We start from the raw sequence: 16,868 nt of genomic DNA on the forward strand, positions 1-16,868 counted from the left end.
AGCGAGGAGCACGGAACATGACAGCGATTGTGCGGGTCGACGACGAGATCATCGGCGTCGAGGAGTTCATCCGGGTGCTGAAGCTCACGGGGCAGTTCGAGGGGCTGATCGAGCAGATCGTGCGTGACAAGCTCACCGTGCACGCGGCGCGCAAGCAGCGCATCGGCGTCACCCCCGAAGAGGTGCAGGAGCGCGCCGACCAGTTCCGCCGCGTGCAGGGGCTGCACCGCGCGGCGGACATGAACCACTATCTCGACGTGCTCAACGTCAGCCTGGACGAGTTCGAGACCTTCATCACCGAAAGCCTCTACCAGGAAAAGATGATGGCCGAGGTGACGAACGAGCGCGCGGTGGATGCCTACTTCAAGCTCCATTCGCCGAAGTTCGACAGCATCGAGATCAGCCACATCGTGGTGGACGCCGAGGGCAAGGCCAAGGAACTCATCTCCTACCTGCGCGACGACCCCGACAGCTTCGCCGAGATGGCGCGCGAGCACTCCATCGCCGACACGCGCGAGCAGGGCGGCGCCATCGGCAAGGTGCTGCGCGGCTCGCTGCGCGCCGACATCGAGGCCAAGGTGTTCAACGCCGCCGCCGGCGACCTGCTCGGGCCGTTCCCGTCGGCCGACCGCGCCGTCTTCGAGATCTTCATGGTGAGCGACAAGCACCCGGCCGTGCTCGACGCCGAAGTGGCGGCCGAGGTGCGCCGACTGCTGCGCGAGGACTGGCTGATGGCCAGGGCGCAGGAACATGTGATCGAAGCGCGCTAGCGCGCCGGCGCGGGGGCACCAAGCGATGGAAGCCAGCTCCGAACTGCAGCCGCTCGCCGATTTCCTGGCCGGCGTGGAGATCCTCTCGCCGTTCTCGCGCGAGGAACTGGAGCGGCTGGCGGAGCACGCGCAGGCGCTGACCTACGGCTTCGGCGAGACCGTGTGCAACGCGGGCGACGCGGCGGGCGGCCTGTTCATCGTCAAGGCCGGCTCGGTGCGCGTGTTCAACGAGGACAACGGCAAGGAGGTGAGCCTGGGCGTGCGCAAGGCGCGCGAGGTGTTCGCCGACGTGGCCATGCTGCGCGAGTACCGGCATGAATCGTCGGTGCGCGCGTCGGGCAAGACCGAGCTGCTGTTCATCCCGCGCGGCGTGACCGAGCCGCTGGCGGCGCAGAACCCGGCGGCGATGGCGTTCATTGCCAGCTACGTGGCGATCAGCTCGGCGGGCGGCTTCGTGGCGCGCCTGTTTGACCTGCGCGGCAAGCTCGACAAGGCCGAGCTGGAAGAGGCGGTGCGCAGCGTGGGTGTCAAGCGCATATCGGCCGGCAAGGAGATCCTGCGCCAGGACGCGCGCGAGGACCGCCGCCTCTACGTGGTGCGGCAGGGCGAGGTGCGCATCGTGCGCACCGAGGACGGCGTGGAGTTTCCGCTGGCCACGCTGCGCCAGGGCGACATCTTCGGCGAGCGGGCCTGCGTGATGCGGCAGGAGCAGATCGCCTCGGCCGTCGCCGTGACCGACGCGCGGCTGCTGGTGATCCCGGAAAAGACCGTGCAGTTGATCATCGAGCGCAACCCGAGGCTGCGCGAGGTGCTGGAGGAGCGCATCCGCTTCGTCGACCGCGAGCTGCACCGCCAGAAGAAGCTGGCCGAGCGCCGCAAGCATCCGGTGATGCTGGACCTGGCCTCCAAGCCGGAAATGGGCGAGCGCGTGATCCGCCGCTTCGCGCTGGTCGAGCAGGCCGAGGAAATGGATTGCGGCGCCGCGTGCCTGGCGATGATCTGCCGCCACTACGGCATTCCGATGACGCTGGGCAAGCTGCGCGAGCTGGCCAACGTGACCACGCAGGGCGCCACGCTGGACAGCCTGGCGCGCGCGGGCGAGTCGCTCGGCTTCACCACGCGCGGCGTGCAGTGCACGCAGGATTCGCTGCTGGGCTTCACGCTGCCGTTCATCGTGCACTGGGAGGGCTACCACTACGTGGTGGTCTACGGCGTGTCCAGGCGCTGGGTGTGGGTGGCGGACCCGGCGCTGGGATTCCGCAAGATGCGCGTGGAGGAATTCGAGCGCGGCTGGAGCGGCACCTGCCTGCTGTTTACCGCCGGCGAGAGCATGGCGCAACTGGCGGTGGCGCGCTCGCCGTGGCTGCGCTTCGTCGGCTACCTGGCGCCGTACAAGCGCATCCTGGTCCATCTGTTCATGGCGACCTTCGTGATCCAGGTGCTGGGCGTGGTGCCGCCGCTGATCATCCAGAACATCCTCGACGGCGTGGTGGTGCACCAGAACGTGGGCCTGCTCAATCTGCTGATCGTGGGGCTGATCGTCTCCAACGTGTTCTCGCAGCTGATGTCCACGGTGCGCGCCTATCTCGCCAATTTCATGGTGCGCAACATGGACTTCGCCATGATGTCGCATTTCTTCCGGCACACCATGTCGCTGCCGTTCTCGTTCTTCGCCAAGCGCAAGACCGGCGACATCTTCGCGCGCTTCCAGGAGAACCAGACCATCCGCGCGTTCCTGACCGAGTCCACCGTGACCACCGCGCTCAACCTGCTGATGGTGTTCATCTACTTCACCATCATGTTCCTCTACAACGTCAAGATGACGCTGGTGCTGCTGGCCTTCGTGGTGCCGATCGCGGCGCTCACGGTGCTGGCCACGCCGCGCGTGAAGGCCTACGCGCGCGAGGTCTTCACCACGTCCACCGAGGCCCGCTCCTACCTGATGGAGACGCTGGGCGGCGTGGAGACGGTCAAGGGCATGGGCATCGAGCGCGCGGTGCGGCTCAAGTGGGAAAAGAAGTACGCCAAGGCGCTCGAGCTGCAGTACAAGGCGCAGGCGTTCCATATCGTGGTCGGCCTGGCCAGCCAGCTGCTCAATGCCGCCACCACCATCGCCGTGCTGTGGGTGGGCGCCAACCTGGTGCTGCAGCGGGAGCTGACCATCGGCCAGCTGATCGCCTTCAATGCCTTCATGGGCAGCGTGCTGGCGCCGCTGATGGGGCTGGTGTCGCTGTGGGGCCAGCTCAACGACGCCGGCGTGGCGATGGAGCGCCTGGGCGACGTGCTCGACCTGGACCCCGAGCAGAAGCCGCAGGACCTGCCCTCGCGCGTGATGCTGCCCGACCTGCAGGGCGAGATCAGCCTGGACGGGGTGTATTTCCGCTACGGCGGCAACGACACGCCCTACGTGCTGGAGAACATCAGCTTCAGCATCAAGCCCGGCGAGCTGCTGGCCATCGTGGGGCGCAGCGGCTCGGGCAAGACCACGCTGGCCAAGATGCTGGTGGGCTTCTACGTGCCCAGCGAGGGCAAGATCACGGTGGACGGCTACGACCTCGGCGTGATCGACAAGGAGTATTACCGCGCGCAGATCGGCTACGTGATGCAGAGCAACCTGCTGTTCTCCGGCACCATCGCCGAGAACATCGCCTGCGGCGACGACAGCCCGGACCGCCGCCACATCGAGGAAGTGGCCAAGATGGCCGACGCGCACGCCTTCATCAGCAAGCTGCCGCTGGGCTACGAGCAGGTGGTGGGCGAGCGCGGCATGGGCTTGTCCGGCGGGCAGATCCAGCGGCTGTGCATTGCGCGCGCGCTGTACCACGACCCGCGCCTGCTGGTGTTCGACGAGGCCACCTCGGCGCTGGACACGCAGTCCGAGAGCAATATCCTCGGCAACATGCAGGACATCCTGCGCGGGCGCACCGCGGTGATCATCGCGCACCGGCTCAGCACGATCATGCGCGCCGACAAGATCCTGGTCTTGTACGAAGGCGGCATCGTGGAGCAGGGGCGGCACGAGGAACTGCTCGAGCGCAAGGGCATGTACTACCAGCTGGTGCAGAAGCAGTTGAGCGCGGCCTGAACATGGCTTGAGCATGGCTTGAGCGTCGGCGCGCAAGGGGAGGGCGAGATGAAGTTGTTCAACCAGGGCGGCGCGGTCGGCAGCACCCTGTCCTACGCCGGGCTGATCGAGAAGATCGAGATCCTGCGCTCCACGCTGCGCTGGGCCTCCAGGCTCGAGCGCGCCGACATCGAGAAGCTGCTCAAGCAGGCCACCACGCTGCGCGACGAGGTGATGCAGCTGTCGCACAAGGAGCGCTTCGTGCAGGCCGCGGTGGCCGAGCCGGCCGAGCCCGAGCCGGCGGCCGACCTGGGCCCGCGCGAGCGCCGCCAGGCGCTGCTGGAGCGCAGCTTCATCTTCGAGGGCACGTTCGGCGACAACCCCAAGCTGCTGGAGGCGCTGGAGATCGCCGAGAAGGCCGCGCCGACGCACCTGCCGGTGCTGATCGACGGCGAGAGCGGCACCGGCAAGGAGCTCATGGCCAAGGTGATCCATGCCAACGGCTCGCGCACCGACAAGCCGTTCATCTCGGTGAACTGCGGGGCGATTCCCGAGAACCTGATCGAGTCCGAGCTGTTCGGCCACAAGAAGGGCGCCTTCACCGGCGCGGCCAGCGACCGGCGCGGCAAGTTCGAGAGCGCGCACACCGGCACCATTTTCCTCGACGAGATCGGCGAGCTGCCGCTCACCGGGCAGGTCAAGCTGCTGCGCGTGCTGGAGGCGCACGAGATCCAGCGGGTCGGCTCGGACGAGACCATCTCGGTGGACACGCGCATCGTGGCGGCGACCAACCGCGACCTGCGGCGCCTGAGCGAGGAGGGCAAGTTCCGCGAAGACCTGTTCTACCGCCTCAGCGTGATCCACGTCACGCTGCCGCCGCTGCGCGAGCGCCGCGACGAGATCGCGCTGCTGGTGGCGTTCTTCGGCGACGAGGCGGCCGGCTCGCTCAAGCGCCGCCCGGTCAAGCTGACGCCGCGCCTGCGCGATTTCCTCATGAACTACGCCTACCCGGGCAATATCCGCGAGCTGCGCAACCTGATGTACCGGGTCTCGTGCCTGGCCGGCGACACCGCCGACCTCGAGCACCTGCCGCAGGACATCCGGCCGCGGGCGGCCGGCCCCGCGCTGGTGGCGGGCGGGGTGGCGGCGGCCGGCGGCGTGGACGCGACCACCGCGACCTCGCTCAGCGAAGCCAAGCGCGCCGCCAGCGACGAGGCCGAGCGCGCCTTCCTCGAACGCGGCCTGCACGAAGTGGGCGGCACCGTGGCGGAGCTGGCCAGGCGCTTCGACATGAACCGCTCGCACCTGCAGATGCTGCTCAAGAAGCACGGCATCCATTCGAAGGATTTCCGCCACCAGGCCGCGCAGGGTGGCAAGGCGGGCTAGGGGAATGGCCGGCCCCGCGCCTAGAGCGCGGGATTCACCATTGTCTTGTCGTTGGCGTAGAGGTCTTCGGCGCGCGCCACCACGGCGGAGATATTGTCGTGGCCGCCGCGCTCCAGCGCCGCCGTCACCAGGGCCTGCGCGGCCAGTTCGCAGTCGCCGCAGGCCAGGAAGCCGGCGATCTCCGGATCGCGCAGCTCGTTGCTGATGCCGTCGCTGCACAGCAGGAACATGTCGCCGTCGGCCGCCTCCATCCAGGTCTGCTCCAGTTCCAGCGAGGCATTCGCGCCCACCGCGCGCGTGATGGTGTTGTGCGCCGGATGGTGGAGCGCTTCCTCCGCCGTGATCAGGCCGCGCGCCTTGAGCTCCTCCACGCGGCTGTGGTCGCGCGTCAACTGGGTCAGGTGCGCGTCGCGGTACAGGTAGATGCGGCTGTCGCCGGCCCACAGACAGCCGCAGAAACGCTCGCAGGCCATCAACACCACCACGGTGCTGCCGATGCGCCGCACCTGCCGGCGCGTGGCCTCGGCCAGCAGCGCGCGGTTGACTTCCAGCAGTGCCGCGCGCGCATCGTCGAGCAGGCCTTCCAGGCTGCGCGGCTCGCCCAGCCGGTCCAGCGTTTCCACCACCAGGTTGCTGGCATAGTCGCCCACCGCGTGGCCGCCCATGCCGTCGGCCACGACCCAGAGCCCGCGCTCGGGCCGGGACAGGCAGGCATCTTCGTTGCGCTCGCGCACCAGGCCGACGTCGGTGCGCGCGGCTGAAGTCCAGCGGAATTGCGATGCACAGGTCACGATCGTCTCCGTTGCGCGGGCCGGCCGGCGCGCGCCGCGCGGCCCGGTCGCATGGACGCGGGCGCGGCCGCGCGTCGCGCTCCGGGCGGGCTCAGATGTGCCCGTCGTTGCGCGCGCCTTGTCCCGCCTGCACATTGATGTTCGCGCCCGGTGCCGAATTGCGAACGTCGATGTTCTGGAACTGATTCACCATCTGATCAGCATAGAAGCTGTTGTTGATCTCGTAAAAGTTGACGACGGGGCCGAGGCTCGGCCTGGCCGGCTGGTAGGGCTGGATCCAGCCGAATACCCAGGGCGCGCCGCCGCCGCGGATGGCCGACATGGCGCGTCCGTCGAGCGTGCGGTCGTTGTAGAGGTCGTGGATGGCGAGCGATGCCATGATCGGTCTCCGGTGGTGGTTGCGGGATGGTTGCGCGATGGCCATGATGCCGTCCCCCTTCCATCAGCAAGGCGCATGCCAGTGCGGCGCCGGCATCCGGCGCGTGCGCCGCGCCAGCCCGGAACCGCCAGCCGGCGCGGCCTGCGGCCCGGCGTGGGCCGATGCGGCGCGTGGCCGCGCGCGCTGGCGAGTTGGCGGTGCGCCAACATGGGCGCCGGAACTGGTGGCTGCGGCCCGTCTGTTTCCGTGCCGCGCCGCGCGTTCGCGCAATGGCGGTTTCGGTGTGCTTCGGATTCGCGTCGGCGCGGCGCGTCCGCTTGCCGCCGGGTGCGCGCAATGACGGCGCGCGGCCAACACAAAGCGCGCCGGGATGTTGGGCTGCCCACGACATTCTTGTGGCGCCGGTCCCGCCGTTTTTCCCGCTTTCCCTGATGGCACCTGGGCCGGTGGCCGATGGCACGGTTGATGCGGATATGGCTGCAACCAGCAGGCAATGCCTGCAGCAAGCAAACAGATCCGAGGCCGCCATGAACCACCAAGACCAACGCCACGACGAAGCCGCCGAAGCCGCCGAAGCCGACTATCCGCTCGGCGCGCACCTCGTCACCGAACGCCGCGGCTACGCCCATCACGGCATCTACATCGGCGAGGGCAAGGTGGTCCACTACGCCGGGTTCGCCGGCTCGCTGCATCGCGGCCCGGTGGAAGAAGTGAGCCTCGAACACTTCGCCGCCGGCCACGCGGTCAGCGTCAAGGCCAACCCCTGCGCCCGCTACGTCGGCCGCGAAGCCGTCGCGCGCGCCCGCTCCCGCCTCGGCGAAGACGACTACCGCCTGCTCACCAACAACTGCGAGCACTTCTGCTCGTGGTGCCTGCTGGGCCAAGCCCGCAGCGAGCAGGTCGAAGCGTGCCTGCACCATCCGGCCGTGGCGGTGCACACGGTCGTGGTCCTGCTCAGGACGCTGATCGAAACCGAATGGCGCGGCGCCCACTTCGGCGCCCGCATCGCCTGAACCTGCCAGGAGACTGACATGCAAACGACCCGGGTATCCCTGCGCGGACTGATCGACAAGTGGCTCGGCGCGCGGCTGGCCGCGCCGGCGCGCATCACGCGCGTGCGTGGCGCGCGCGCCGGGCAGGGCGGCTGCGTGCGGGTGGAGGTGGCGGGCCCGTCCGGCCAGCTCTCGATGTTCTTCTTCCGGCATGGCGACTGCGGCTGGTGCGTGTTCCCGCCGTCGCTGAATGCGGCTTGACGGCCCGCCCCGGCCGGTGCGGTTCCATTTATGATGGCGTCATGCCCGGCGGAGGGAGGGAGCGATGGAGCGCACATTCGAATATGGCGGTTACGCCGTGCTGGCCCGCGCGGTGGCGTGCGCCGGCGGCGGCTTCTCGGCCACGGTAGTGATCGCCGACGCATTCGGCGGCGATGCCCCGCAGGTTTCCTTCGAGGAGGACGCCGGCATCGCGCCCACCGCGGAGGCGGCGCTGGCGCTGGCCGAAGCGTCGGCCATGCAGACCATCGACGCGGGGCGGGTGAACTAGGCCGGGGGTCGGCGCGGCATCGTCAGGCGGATGCCGGCCGCGGCAGCGCGCCGGCGCGCGCTGCCGTATACTCTTGGCCTTCCTTTCTTCCTGGCTGGCCGCGCGATGCGCGGTCGTTTGACGCCGTAGCACGATGAATCCAAATTCCCGCCGTATTTCCGTCGCCCCGATGATGGACTGGACGGACTGAAAACGGTACAAACGAGACTGGAAAGGGAGAAGCGGGGAGGCAAACCACCCCCGCGTAGCACTGTTGTAGCATTTCAATCAGCCGTTCAGTTGCTCGCATTCCTTCTTCGCAGCGGCTCGGCGCTCGTCGATGTAGGCCGCCAGATCTTCCACATGCACACCCTTTGCGCTCTTGTTCGAGCCTTCGATTCGGACCACTGGCAGACGAATCTCGCCCCGGCCGATCTTGCGCAGTAGTTTCTCCGGGCTCAGGTGGGGAAAGTAGTCTCGGGCCACCACGTCGATAGGAATGACGGCTGTGGCGCCGTACTGAGCGAGCAGGAGGAAGATCGTAGTCATCTGCTCTCTCCCTTTCCGAAGGCAACTCTCCACGCATCGCGGTAATTGCGCGAAATGTCATCGATGAATGTCCTGGCCACGTCCGGCGCATATGCGATGGCGAACAGGAATGGAAACAGCACCGGCAAAATGATCATCACCAGAACCGCGTAGATCCTGGCGAGAGCGGGACGCCGATGGAGGCCGAAGCGCATTGGTCTCGTGGCCATCATTCCTCTCCCTTGGCGATTGCAGCGTCGATGTCGGTTTGCTCCAATGCGTGGGCGAGGTGGCGGGCGTAGGTTGAGACAGCTCGCCAGTAGGCCGCCATCGGTCCCTTTCGCCGTCGCCAGGCTTGCTCCGCCTCGGTATTCGCCTGGTCACGAAGTTGGCGCAGGACTAGGACCATCGCTTTGCGCTGTTCCGGGGGCAGGCGTAGGAGATTGCGCGCCGCTGGAAGGCGCAATAGTGGATTGAGATAGCCCATCATGCCGTTCCTACATGGTGCTTGTCCTCGCTGTGCTGCTCTGCGGCCAGGGCGCGGATGCGGCATGCGGCGCGCATCAGTTCTAGATGCTTCAAAGCATTTGTGATCTTGTGCGTATAGCCACGCGCATGTGATCCGACGGGGCCAACGCGCCGCTCAATGGCTGACAGGGTCTCCATGATGCGATGTGCACCATCCAGCGTCGTCTTGACTTCCTCGTAGTGCTCATCCGTCAGCGCCTTGGCGCTCGGTTGCAGAGGCACGCACCATTTCGCGCGAAGGTCGCGCGCAAGATCAGGGTGCGTCGCCTCGCAGGCTGTGGCATAGGCCGCCAGCGCGGCACCTGCATACGCATCGTGGTCCAGGTCAAGCACAAAGTATTCGCATCCGTGGTGCTTGCCGCCTGTCGCGTCGCTGCCGTCCATACGGCGCACGTCGAACTTTCGGAAAAGGCCCTGCTGCTCGGCTGGCTTGCTGGTATCGCGCTCGGGCAGCGCAGGCAATGCGCTCGGCGCAAAGGCGGCGGCAAGCCATGCATCGTGTGCTTCCTGCAATTGTTTGGGGAACGGGTTGTAGGTTCCGCCGTAATCAATGCTGCGAATCTCTGCTGTGCGCTGCCCCCTGTAGCTATCCCAACGCCGGAACTCAGCCACGCCCCAATTCGTCGTGTGGATAATTTCTCCGGGCTTCAAAGTCGATACGTCGCGGCGTACGGGAAATGTCTCCGCGCGCACAACCGCACTGGCCCGATTCCATTCCTCGGGGGTGGCGTCGTCTATTGAGCCGCGGTCCTGTTCGTCATTTTTCATCGGTACCCCTTTCGTTTCATGGCTTCGAGAAGCAGGTCCTGCACCTCGCGTTTCGTCTCAATGCGCGCCAGCACCAATTCGTCGATGGTGTCGCGCGCGACCAGGTAATGGATGAAGACCGGCCGGTCGTGGCCGGCTTGCATCTGGCGCGTGGGGCCGATGCGTTCAATGATTTGCAGGTGCTCTTCCAGGTTCCAGTTCAGGGAGAAGAACACGAGGATGTTGCCGCCATCCTGCAGGCTCAGGCCGTGGCCGGCGCTGGCCGGGTGGGCGAACAGCACTGGTATCCGGCCGGCATTCCAGTCGCGGATCGTCTGCGGGTCCTTGTCCAGGTGGCGTCCCTGGGGGAACGCTTTCTGCAGGCGCGAGAGGTCCGATCGGAAGTGGTAGGCCACCAGCACCGGCATGCCGGCTGCTTCTTCGATGACCGATTCCAGCGCCTGCAGCTTCACGTCGTGCACCTCGGCCCACTGCTCGGCGTTCTCGTCCACGTAGGCCGCGCCGTTGGCGAGCTGCAGGCACTTCATGGTCTTGGCCGCGGCGTTGAAAGCCTCGATCTCGTGACCGTCGATCTGCATGAACATCTTGCGTTCCATGTCCTGGTACAGCGCGCGCGCCTTGGCTGGCAGGTCCACGCGGATCAGGTTCTTGATCGGCTCGCGCAGGTCGAACCAGTCGGCAGCGTTCAAGGACATGCACAGGTCGCGCATGCGGTCTTCGATCTCGGCCTGAGCATGGTCGTATGGCTCCGTACCGAAGCCCTGATGCTTGGCGCGAAACCAGCGCTGGGAGAAGGCCTTGAAGGTGCGCCCCAGCCGCGCGCCCTGGTCGAGGAACCAGGCTTGGCCCCACAGGTCCTGCAGGCCGTTGGGCGACGGGGTGCCAGTCAGCTCGATGAAACGCTGGGCATGTGTGAACGCCACCCGCGCGAGGGAGCGCGAGCGCTGCGCGCCGGCGCCCCGGACGAACTCGGTGCCGTTGGCGTTCGTTTGCTGGCTGCCGCGCCAGCCCTTGAGCTTCGTCGACTCATCGCTGACGATCCGGCGGAACGGCCAGGGCATGCGCTCGCGCTTGAGCGTGTCCTCAAGCCAGGGCAGGTTTTCATAATTGATGGTGAAGATGCTGGCCGACGGCATGTAGGCGCGGGCTAGCGCCCGGGTGCGCGCCTTGGCGTCGCCGACGATGGGTACCACCTCGACGTTGTGCAGGTGTGCCCACTTCCTAGCCTCGTCCGGCCAGGTGGATTGCGCCACGCGCAGCGGCGCGCAGACCAGGGTGGGGCCAGGCTCGACCAGTTCCAGGATGTCCAGCGCGTTGAGCGTGGATACGGTCTTGCCCATGCCCATGCCGGCCCACACACCGCAGCGCGGCGTGTCCAGGATATGGTCCTGGATCAGCTTGCCGTAGGGGCGGGGGGTAAAGGAAAGCCGGCTCATGCTTTGTCTTTGGCCTTCGCAAGTACAGCCTTGGCGTCGCGGTACAAAGTCGTGGCGGGCGCACTTTCGCCGTACATGTCATCGGCCATGACGTAGCGCTCGACCACCGCCACGAGTTCGCTGATCAGGTTTTCATGGTCCGCCTGGCGGGCCGCGGCTTGTGTGGGGGTCATGGCTGGATACCTCCGATGAATGCTTCCACGCCGGCGATGCTGTCGAGAACCAGCACCGGAAAGCCCAGCGCCCGCAAGCGTGCGTGCTCGCGCACCTGTGCGTCCGTGGGCTTCTGGCCGGTGGCCTTGCATTCCACGAACATGACGCGACCGCCGGGCAGGAGCACCAGCCGGTCAGGCACCGCGCGGCGCTGGGGGCTGGTGAACTTGTAGGCGGCGCCGCCCAGTTCTTTCACGCGCTTGACGAGGTGGGTCTCGATCTTCGATTCGAGCATGCGTTACTCCTTGCGATACCGGTTCGCTTCGAAGCCGGCAGCGGCCAGCGGCAGGCCGGCGGCCCACGATGGGTTCGTGCTCATGAGCTGCGCCAGATGGTCGGCATTGAACTCGGGCGAGTCCGGGGCTTCCGTGATGTCCTCGTCGTGGACGGTCAGCACGATGTCGTACCCCGACCGTTCGATGGTCGGCATGCTCGAACCCAGCACATCGCGCGCGGCGGCCTGGGTCACGTTCTCGGCGAGTTTGCCGCCATAGGACTTGATCCGGCTCCACTGCCGGCTGTACTGGTTCACGCCCATGTACGAGAACTGCCCGCGGTCATCGACCTGCGGGGCTGGATAGCACAGGAAGCGGCCGGACGGCAGGCGGATGCGCAGCCAGGCGCCATCGCGGCGCAGCTTGAGCCTGCGGCAGGTGAAGGTCTTGCCCGGGTATTGGGTTGCCTCGACCACGGCCTGCCCAAGCTCCTTCCAGAAGGCCGCCGTCTCGGCGTGGGCGTAGCGCCAGCTGCGCTTGAACGACTCGCACACCAGCCAGGCACGCTCGGATAGGCCGAAGGTGCTGCGGCGTTTCCTGAGCGTCCACTCGTACATGCCTCGGGCTTCGTCCAGAATATCGGCCGGGATCGAGTCGAACGCCTTCTCGGCCATATCCTCGAGGTCGATGTTGTAGGCCGCGGCGAACGTCAGGAACGCGCCGACGCCGCCCTCGTAGCCGAGCGCCAGCTCCATCACCTTGCCGATCTGGCGCATGAACTTGTCGACGTCCTCGGGCTTCACACCGAACGCTTTGGCGTAGGCCAGCACATAGAGGTCGTGGCCGGTACCGACGTCATAGTCACGGAACGCCTGCAGCTTCCAGTTTTCGCCGGCCAGCCAAGCCAGCATGCGGCCCTCGATGTTCGAGAGGTCGGCCACCACCAGTTTCTTGCCGGGCGGCGCCACGATGCACCCCCGGATAGCCGCGCTGGTCAGCTCCATCACGTTGTCCGCGATCAGATCGGCCACGCCCAGCTTGAGCGCGTCGATGCCTTGGTCGATCGCTTCCTGCAGCGCCTCGTCGCGCAGCGAGCCGATGGCCGGCCGCGGCAGGTTCTGCGGCTGGAACAGCCGGCCGGCCCAGCGCCCGGTGCGCGCGGCGCCGCAGAACTGCAGCGTGCCGCGCAGCCGCCCGTCGCTGCTGGCGCCGCGCAGCAGCGTCTTGTACTTGCTGGTGCTGGTGGTGCTGGCCTGCAGGCGGATAGCCAGCAGCTCGCGTAGCGCCCACGGCAGGTTCTGGTCGTCGACGCGCCGCTCGAGCGTCGACTTCTGCATATCGGGCAGTTCAACCCCGAACTCGGCCAGCAGGTAGGCCAGCAGCTTGTCGCGCTTGCGGGCCGATTCGACTTCACCGTCGGTCAGTTGCTGCGTGCGGTTGGCCAGGTCCACCTGGGCGCGGTCCACGGCCGCCACAGCAGCTTCGGCCAGGTCAAGATCCATCGCCACGCCGCGCATGTTGATGGTCTGGTCCAGATGCCACAGCGCCAATTCGTCGCCCGTGTAGTTCCACATGGGCATCTTCTTGGACGCCGCGCGCATCGACGTGATGTCCTTGCCGGCGTAGAGAATGAACTCGCGCCACTCGACCGGGTGCGAGTGCCGCGTGGCGCGGCCGCGCTTCAGGTTCTTGGCCGGCGGCTTGCAGAACAGGTTGATGAGGTCGCGGCCGCGCTTGTCCTTGGCGTCAGCCGCGTCCACTGTCATCACCTCGCACAAGGCGCCAAGCGAGCCGGGCAGGGAATGGCAGTACGCCTGTACCATCGTGTCGCGGCGGCGTTCCTGCGGCACCATGCGCGCGAGCCACGGCAGGGCGTGCGAGGCCACTACCCAGTCGAACATGCCCGTGTTGTGGCCCCACCAGTGCACGCCTGTTTCGTCCGCAGCCTCGAGCACGGCCAGCGGCGCGGCGCCGGCTGCCAGCGTCTCGACCAGCACAACGTCATCCCCGGCCAGCCGCCACACCTGATCCGCCGTGCGATCCCACACGAACACGTCGCCGTCCTCGAGCGCATAGGCGAACAGCATCACCTCGGCCTGCTCGGCGTAGGCGTGCGTACCGTGCTTGATGGGGACCGGGGAGTACGTTTCCATATCCCACCAGAATCGAGTCACGCGGCCTCCCGAAAGGGGGTGTAGTGGCGCCCTTCGGCCACGCACTGGCGGATATTCGAGCGTTGCGTGCCGCCAGCCAGATGGTCGGGGTTCACGCAAACCGGGTTGTTGCAGAGGTGCTTTGCAACCGACCGAGCCGAGAGGCGGCGCCGCTTGAACGCAACCAGCGAGACGCGGTGTGCGAGCGCGCTGCGCACCTTTCCCTTGCGCGGGCCGCGCTGCCAGCGCAGCGAGATGACGGGGTAGCCGGAGGCATTGCGCTTGCCAAGCCACAGCCAGCAGGGCGTGCCGTCGTAGAAGGAATCGACCGCCATCACGGTGTTGGCGACGATGCGGTGGCAGAGGTCGGGGTACTTGAAGGGCATGATGGTCCAGGTGAAAGGCCTTTGCCGGGATTGCCGCGTGTCTAGTTGCCAACGTCCCGCGGTTTGCGCATGCGCTCGATGTGAGGCGTGTATCGGGCACCGAGCGGTAGCGATCCCGGCCGTTTTGTCGCGCGGCCATTCGCGACTTGGGAGGACGGACGTTCCCGCTTTTTGGTGTGGGCGGTGGGGTTCGAACCCACGACATGCGTGACTCACGTGCTCTGCCGCTGAGCTACACCCACATCAAAAAGGCCTGGCCCGTGGGCCAGGCAAACGGGGTTGTCTTGTCAGGCGAAGTCCTCCACCTGCGCGCCGGCGCCGAGGTCATCGAACTCGCTGCCGTCCGACCGGCTCGCGCCACCGAAGCTGTCACCGTCGCGGAAGAACTGCACACCGATCAGGCCGCTGCGCACGCCGGTGTTCGTGCCGTCCTGGGCGTAGATGTCCACGCTCGCATTGACGTAGCAGCCGGCGTAGGGGCGTCCGACGCCTTCGGCCAGGGGTGCCTTGTTGGTGTCCAGCACCAGCACGGGGCCGTCGGCATCCTTGCGGTGGCTGGCGAGGTACTTCATGCCCTGGAAGCCGTCGTAGTCGGCCTTGGTGTCGCCGTCCATGTAGCAGCACTTGTTGCTGTTGCCGCGCACGCCGGCCAGCACCGACGCGGCCTTCTTGCCGAACTTCTCGGCCGCCACCTTCTCGATCGCGGCCTCGATCAGCTTGTCGTTCTCGCTGCCCGGCACGACGAGGAACGTCGCGCTGCGGCGGAACGGGCCAGCGCCCTGGTACTGCTTGGGGGTCCACAGCGCTTCGATGAAGGCAATGCGCACGTCTTTGAGAATGACTTTCATGGCGTTACTCCTGGCGGAAATAGGTGGGGTACTGCGTTTTCACACGCTTGATCGCAGCATCGACCGCCTTCTGGCGGGCGAACGGATCGTTGGGATAGATCGTCGCGGCGGCCGCGAGCATCGCGCTCGCTTCGGCCGGGAGCAGGGTCGACAGCGCGACAGCGCGCTGCGGGATTGGCTGGCTACGTTTCATCGTCGTGCTCCGCGAGCGCGTGGCCCAGAGCGATACCGACCGCGCCCGGCAACGCAACCAGTATCAGGATCGCGAACGGCATCCACCACGGGGAGCCGTCGTGGGTGCCGGCTGCCAGGGCGATGGCGAACCAGAAGACGCAGTAGGCGACCAACACGATGCTGGGGAGGATCGTTTTCATGCGAAATCCTCACTGGCCGGTGCCGGGCTGTTGGCCACATTGGCGAAGTCGTCCTCGGGTGGCGTTGCGACGATGGCGGGACGCGGATCGCTGGCTGGGGCCACCGACTTGCCGCCTTCGGCTTGCCCGATCATCGGCTGCAGCTTCTTCCACTGGCGATCACCAAGACGGCCGGCCTTGACGAGCTTCTCGGCCGCCGGCGGCGTGATCAGCTTGAAGCTGTACATCTCATCCACCTTGAGCCGCATGGCCTTGAGCGCGGTTTCGACTTCGGCTTCGCTGGTCCAGGCTCGCGCACCCTTGCGGCCCCGCACGAGCTTGTAGCCAGGCACCTCGCGGCCGTTCAACAGCTCGACCTCGACGCCGCCGCGCACGGCCTTGCACCAGGACTCGATCAGATCGATGGCGCGCATGGCTTTTCCCAGCGTCTCGCCAGTCTTCGGGGTCAGCGCCTTGAGCGTCATGACTTTCTGCTCATCCGACTGGGCGAACGTGGCCAGATTCTCGAAGTCGCTGCCCACCTCGTCCTGCACGCGCCGAGCGAGCGCCGGGCACGTGGCCTTGGCCTTGCAGAACTTGCATTGCTTGTCGCCCGGCGCCAGGTCGCTTTCCACGAGCGGCGTGGTGCTGTCGACGTAGCGATACGCGCGCGCGGCGGCCATGCGGAGTTCTTCGGCGGTCTCGAGCAGATCCGCGACCGAGCAATCCCACTCGTCCACGCTGTTCAAACGCGGCTGGTGGATCGTCATGCGCACGCGCTTGAACTCGTTCACCAGTTCGAGCTCGCGCAGCGCGCCGAGCGCGTAAAGCGCCATCTGTTTGTTGGGCTTGCGCGGGCTGCCGGGGGCGGCCGGATCTACCGCATAGCTGGCGTAGACCGGCACGCCGCGCCCGAACTTCGCATCAATGATGTGCAGTTCGTCGGGACGGATCACGACAGCATCCGAAGTGCCGAAGCACTCGGGCACCACGTGGCTGATATCGAAGCGCTGTTCAACCAGCAGCTCGGCACCGTCGGCGACCTGGCGGACATAGTCGACATACTGCTGGACCGCTTCGACCATCTCGCGATCGCATTCGACCGTGCGGCAGTCGCCGACGTCGATGCGCCGGCCAAGGTAGACCACAGCATCGTTCTTCTCGATCAGGCACATTGCGGACACGGCATGCGCAGCCGTACCCCAATCGCTGTGCTCGTTGCTGTTGTCGGGCTCGCCGGCTTCAAGGATCACCGAACCGGGGCAGACGGACCAACGATCGGCGCCAGAGGGCGACAGGCGGGCATGGGAAGGCTCGGTCATACCTCGTCCTCCGGCACAACGACCAGGGTTCCCTTGTCGTCGGCGCGATACCACGTGTTGGCTTCGATGCCGTCCTCGCCCACGTACCCGACAGCGACCCGCGGACGCTTTGCGGTGGAATCCCACCAGGCGATGACAACTGCGCCGTCAGGGCCGGCTTTCGCGAGACCGTTCTGGCCAATGCTCGCCGCTACGGCGCCGTAGCCC

At 66.8% G+C, this 16,868-nt stretch carries 22 protein-coding genes and 1 tRNA gene; 6 read left to right on the plus strand and 17 right to left on the minus strand.

What is annotated here, in order from left to right:
- The first annotated feature begins 17 nt into the window (after positions 1-17).
- Genes KF708C_RS23115 through KF708C_RS23125 form a run of 3 tightly spaced genes read left to right on the plus strand, consistent with a single transcriptional unit; the run spans position 18 to position 5,220 of the window.
- Positions 18-770: a peptidylprolyl isomerase gene (locus tag KF708C_RS23115; protein ID WP_059413399.1), complete on the plus strand. Its 753-nt coding sequence runs from the start codon at positions 18-20 to the stop codon at positions 768-770.
- Positions 771-795: 25 nt separating this feature from the next.
- The gene (locus KF708C_RS23120; protein ID WP_059413400.1) at positions 796-3,855 is read left to right on the plus strand and encodes a peptidase domain-containing ABC transporter; all 3,060 of its coding nucleotides are present in this window, start codon (positions 796-798) and stop codon (positions 3,853-3,855) included.
- 48 nt (positions 3,856-3,903) lie between these two features.
- Positions 3,904-5,220 (plus strand): sigma-54 interaction domain-containing protein, encoded by a 1,317-nt coding sequence (locus KF708C_RS23125; RefSeq protein ID WP_059413426.1) that lies wholly within the window; start codon positions 3,904-3,906, stop codon positions 5,218-5,220.
- 20 nt (positions 5,221-5,240) lie between these two features.
- Here the strand turns inward: KF708C_RS23125 and KF708C_RS23130 are convergent, their stop codons facing one another.
- Entirely contained in the window at positions 5,241-6,011 is a 771-nt protein-coding gene (locus KF708C_RS23130) for a PP2C family protein-serine/threonine phosphatase (protein WP_020206118.1), read from the minus strand.
- 91 nt (positions 6,012-6,102) lie between these two features.
- A complete protein-coding gene (locus KF708C_RS23135; RefSeq protein ID WP_020206117.1) occupies positions 6,103-6,390 on the minus strand; it encodes a hypothetical protein in 288 nt (95 codons plus the stop codon).
- Between the two features lie 527 nt (positions 6,391-6,917).
- Here KF708C_RS23135 and KF708C_RS23140 point away from each other — a divergent pair.
- From KF708C_RS23140 to KF708C_RS23150, 3 genes are all read left to right on the plus strand, one after another.
- A complete protein-coding gene (locus tag KF708C_RS23140; protein WP_059413401.1) occupies positions 6,918-7,403 on the plus strand; it encodes a lecithin retinol acyltransferase family protein in 486 nt (161 codons plus the stop codon).
- An 18-nt stretch (positions 7,404-7,421) separates the two neighbouring features.
- Positions 7,422-7,643: a hypothetical protein gene (locus KF708C_RS23145; RefSeq protein ID WP_020206115.1), complete on the plus strand. Its 222-nt coding sequence runs from the start codon at positions 7,422-7,424 to the stop codon at positions 7,641-7,643.
- Positions 7,644-7,707: 64 nt separating this feature from the next.
- Positions 7,708-7,932 carry a hypothetical protein gene (locus KF708C_RS23150; protein ID WP_059413402.1) on the plus strand — a complete coding sequence of 75 codons (225 nt, stop codon included), beginning with the start codon at positions 7,708-7,710 and terminating at the stop codon, positions 7,930-7,932.
- A gap of 267 nt (positions 7,933-8,199) precedes the next feature.
- Here KF708C_RS23150 and KF708C_RS23155 read toward each other — a convergent pair whose 3' ends face one another.
- The 15 genes from KF708C_RS23155 to KF708C_RS36500 all read right to left on the minus strand — a co-directional run.
- Positions 8,200-8,460: a pyocin activator PrtN family protein gene (locus KF708C_RS23155; protein ID WP_059413403.1), complete on the minus strand. Its 261-nt coding sequence runs from the start codon at positions 8,458-8,460 to the stop codon at positions 8,200-8,202.
- Positions 8,457-8,654 carry a hypothetical protein gene (locus tag KF708C_RS23160; RefSeq protein WP_082079716.1) on the minus strand — a complete coding sequence of 66 codons (198 nt, stop codon included), beginning with the start codon at positions 8,652-8,654 and terminating at the stop codon, positions 8,457-8,459. The genes KF708C_RS23155 and KF708C_RS23160 overlap by 4 nt, the downstream gene beginning before the upstream one ends.
- A 14-nt stretch (positions 8,655-8,668) precedes the next feature.
- Positions 8,669-8,929 (minus strand): hypothetical protein, encoded by a 261-nt coding sequence (locus tag KF708C_RS34795; RefSeq protein ID WP_231586559.1) that lies wholly within the window; start codon positions 8,927-8,929, stop codon positions 8,669-8,671.
- Entirely contained in the window at positions 8,926-9,735 is an 810-nt protein-coding gene (locus KF708C_RS23165) for a hypothetical protein (RefSeq protein ID WP_059413405.1), read from the minus strand. The genes KF708C_RS34795 and KF708C_RS23165 overlap by 4 nt, the downstream gene beginning before the upstream one ends.
- Positions 9,732-11,171: a DEAD/DEAH box helicase gene (locus tag KF708C_RS23170; RefSeq protein WP_059413406.1), complete on the minus strand. Its 1,440-nt coding sequence runs from the start codon at positions 11,169-11,171 to the stop codon at positions 9,732-9,734. The genes KF708C_RS23165 and KF708C_RS23170 overlap by 4 nt, the downstream gene beginning before the upstream one ends.
- Positions 11,168-11,344, minus strand: coding sequence for a hypothetical protein (locus tag KF708C_RS35845; protein ID WP_156173919.1), 177 nt, complete (start codon positions 11,342-11,344; stop codon positions 11,168-11,170). The genes KF708C_RS23170 and KF708C_RS35845 overlap by 4 nt, the downstream gene beginning before the upstream one ends.
- Complete coding sequence (locus KF708C_RS23175) at positions 11,341-11,619, minus strand: VRR-NUC domain-containing protein (RefSeq protein WP_059413407.1); 279 nt, start codon at positions 11,617-11,619, stop codon at positions 11,341-11,343. The genes KF708C_RS35845 and KF708C_RS23175 overlap by 4 nt, the downstream gene beginning before the upstream one ends.
- A gap of 3 nt (positions 11,620-11,622) precedes the next feature.
- The gene (locus KF708C_RS23180) at positions 11,623-13,752 is read right to left on the minus strand and encodes a DNA polymerase (RefSeq protein ID WP_059413408.1); all 2,130 of its coding nucleotides are present in this window, start codon (positions 13,750-13,752) and stop codon (positions 11,623-11,625) included.
- A 17-nt stretch (positions 13,753-13,769) separates the two neighbouring features.
- Positions 13,770-14,138: a hypothetical protein gene (locus KF708C_RS23185; protein WP_059413409.1), complete on the minus strand. Its 369-nt coding sequence runs from the start codon at positions 14,136-14,138 to the stop codon at positions 13,770-13,772.
- A 172-nt stretch (positions 14,139-14,310) separates the two neighbouring features.
- Positions 14,311-14,380, minus strand: a tRNA-OTHER gene (locus KF708C_RS23190).
- 45 nt (positions 14,381-14,425) lie between these two features.
- Complete coding sequence (locus tag KF708C_RS23195) at positions 14,426-14,986, minus strand: ssDNA-binding protein (RefSeq protein WP_059413410.1); 561 nt, start codon at positions 14,984-14,986, stop codon at positions 14,426-14,428.
- Positions 14,987-14,990: 4 nt separating this feature from the next.
- Positions 14,991-15,179: a hypothetical protein gene (locus KF708C_RS35850; RefSeq protein ID WP_156173920.1), complete on the minus strand. Its 189-nt coding sequence runs from the start codon at positions 15,177-15,179 to the stop codon at positions 14,991-14,993.
- Entirely contained in the window at positions 15,169-15,360 is a 192-nt protein-coding gene (locus tag KF708C_RS23200) for a hypothetical protein (protein ID WP_059413411.1), read from the minus strand. The genes KF708C_RS35850 and KF708C_RS23200 overlap by 11 nt, the downstream gene beginning before the upstream one ends.
- Complete coding sequence (locus tag KF708C_RS23205) at positions 15,357-16,661, minus strand: DUF2800 domain-containing protein (RefSeq protein ID WP_063923054.1); 1,305 nt, start codon at positions 16,659-16,661, stop codon at positions 15,357-15,359. Before KF708C_RS23205 ends, KF708C_RS23200 begins: the two co-directional genes overlap by 4 nt.
- The coding region (locus tag KF708C_RS36500) for a hypothetical protein (protein ID WP_197090414.1) at positions 16,658-16,868 on the minus strand (211 nt) is incomplete at its 5' end. The genes KF708C_RS36500 and KF708C_RS23205, both read right to left, overlap by 4 nt.

It is taken from the genome of Cupriavidus basilensis (assembly GCF_000876015.1).
GTDB classification, from domain to species: Bacteria; Pseudomonadota; Gammaproteobacteria; order Burkholderiales; family Burkholderiaceae; genus Cupriavidus; species Cupriavidus basilensis_B.

Excerpts from the sequence above, each read along its gene's own strand:
- KF708C_RS34795 (WP_231586559.1), bottom strand. The coding sequence starts at position 8,929 with ATGATGGGCTATCTCAATCCACTATTGCGCCTTCCAGCGGCGCGCAAT.
- KF708C_RS23165 (WP_059413405.1), bottom strand. The coding sequence starts at position 9,735 with ATGAAAAATGACGAACAGGACCGCGGCTCAATAGACGACGCCACCCCC.
- KF708C_RS23135 (WP_020206117.1), bottom strand. The coding sequence starts at position 6,390 with ATGGCATCGCTCGCCATCCACGACCTCTACAACGACCGCACGCTCGAC.
- KF708C_RS23140 (WP_059413401.1), top strand. The coding sequence starts at position 6,918 with ATGAACCACCAAGACCAACGCCACGACGAAGCCGCCGAAGCCGCCGAA.
- KF708C_RS35850 (WP_156173920.1), bottom strand. The coding sequence starts at position 15,179 with ATGAAACGTAGCCAGCCAATCCCGCAGCGCGCTGTCGCGCTGTCGACC.
- KF708C_RS23200 (WP_059413411.1), bottom strand. The coding sequence starts at position 15,360 with ATGAAAACGATCCTCCCCAGCATCGTGTTGGTCGCCTACTGCGTCTTC.
- KF708C_RS23205 (WP_063923054.1), bottom strand. The coding sequence starts at position 16,661 with ATGACCGAGCCTTCCCATGCCCGCCTGTCGCCCTCTGGCGCCGATCGT.
- KF708C_RS23185 (WP_059413409.1), bottom strand. The coding sequence starts at position 14,138 with ATGCCCTTCAAGTACCCCGACCTCTGCCACCGCATCGTCGCCAACACC.
- KF708C_RS23115 (WP_059413399.1), top strand. The coding sequence starts at position 18 with ATGACAGCGATTGTGCGGGTCGACGACGAGATCATCGGCGTCGAGGAG.
- KF708C_RS23160 (WP_082079716.1), bottom strand. The coding sequence starts at position 8,654 with ATGCGCTTCGGCCTCCATCGGCGTCCCGCTCTCGCCAGGATCTACGCG.
- KF708C_RS23180 (WP_059413408.1), bottom strand. The coding sequence starts at position 13,752 with ATGGAAACGTACTCCCCGGTCCCCATCAAGCACGGTACGCACGCCTAC.
- KF708C_RS35845 (WP_156173919.1), bottom strand. The coding sequence starts at position 11,344 with ATGACCCCCACACAAGCCGCGGCCCGCCAGGCGGACCATGAAAACCTG.
- KF708C_RS23150 (WP_059413402.1), top strand. The coding sequence starts at position 7,708 with ATGGAGCGCACATTCGAATATGGCGGTTACGCCGTGCTGGCCCGCGCG.
- KF708C_RS23175 (WP_059413407.1), bottom strand. The coding sequence starts at position 11,619 with ATGCTCGAATCGAAGATCGAGACCCACCTCGTCAAGCGCGTGAAAGAA.
- KF708C_RS23195 (WP_059413410.1), bottom strand. The coding sequence starts at position 14,986 with ATGAAAGTCATTCTCAAAGACGTGCGCATTGCCTTCATCGAAGCGCTG.
- KF708C_RS23155 (WP_059413403.1), bottom strand. The coding sequence starts at position 8,460 with ATGACTACGATCTTCCTCCTGCTCGCTCAGTACGGCGCCACAGCCGTC.
- KF708C_RS23120 (WP_059413400.1), top strand. The coding sequence starts at position 796 with ATGGAAGCCAGCTCCGAACTGCAGCCGCTCGCCGATTTCCTGGCCGGC.
- KF708C_RS23145 (WP_020206115.1), top strand. The coding sequence starts at position 7,422 with ATGCAAACGACCCGGGTATCCCTGCGCGGACTGATCGACAAGTGGCTC.
- KF708C_RS23170 (WP_059413406.1), bottom strand. The coding sequence starts at position 11,171 with ATGAGCCGGCTTTCCTTTACCCCCCGCCCCTACGGCAAGCTGATCCAG.
- KF708C_RS23125 (WP_059413426.1), top strand. The coding sequence starts at position 3,904 with ATGAAGTTGTTCAACCAGGGCGGCGCGGTCGGCAGCACCCTGTCCTAC.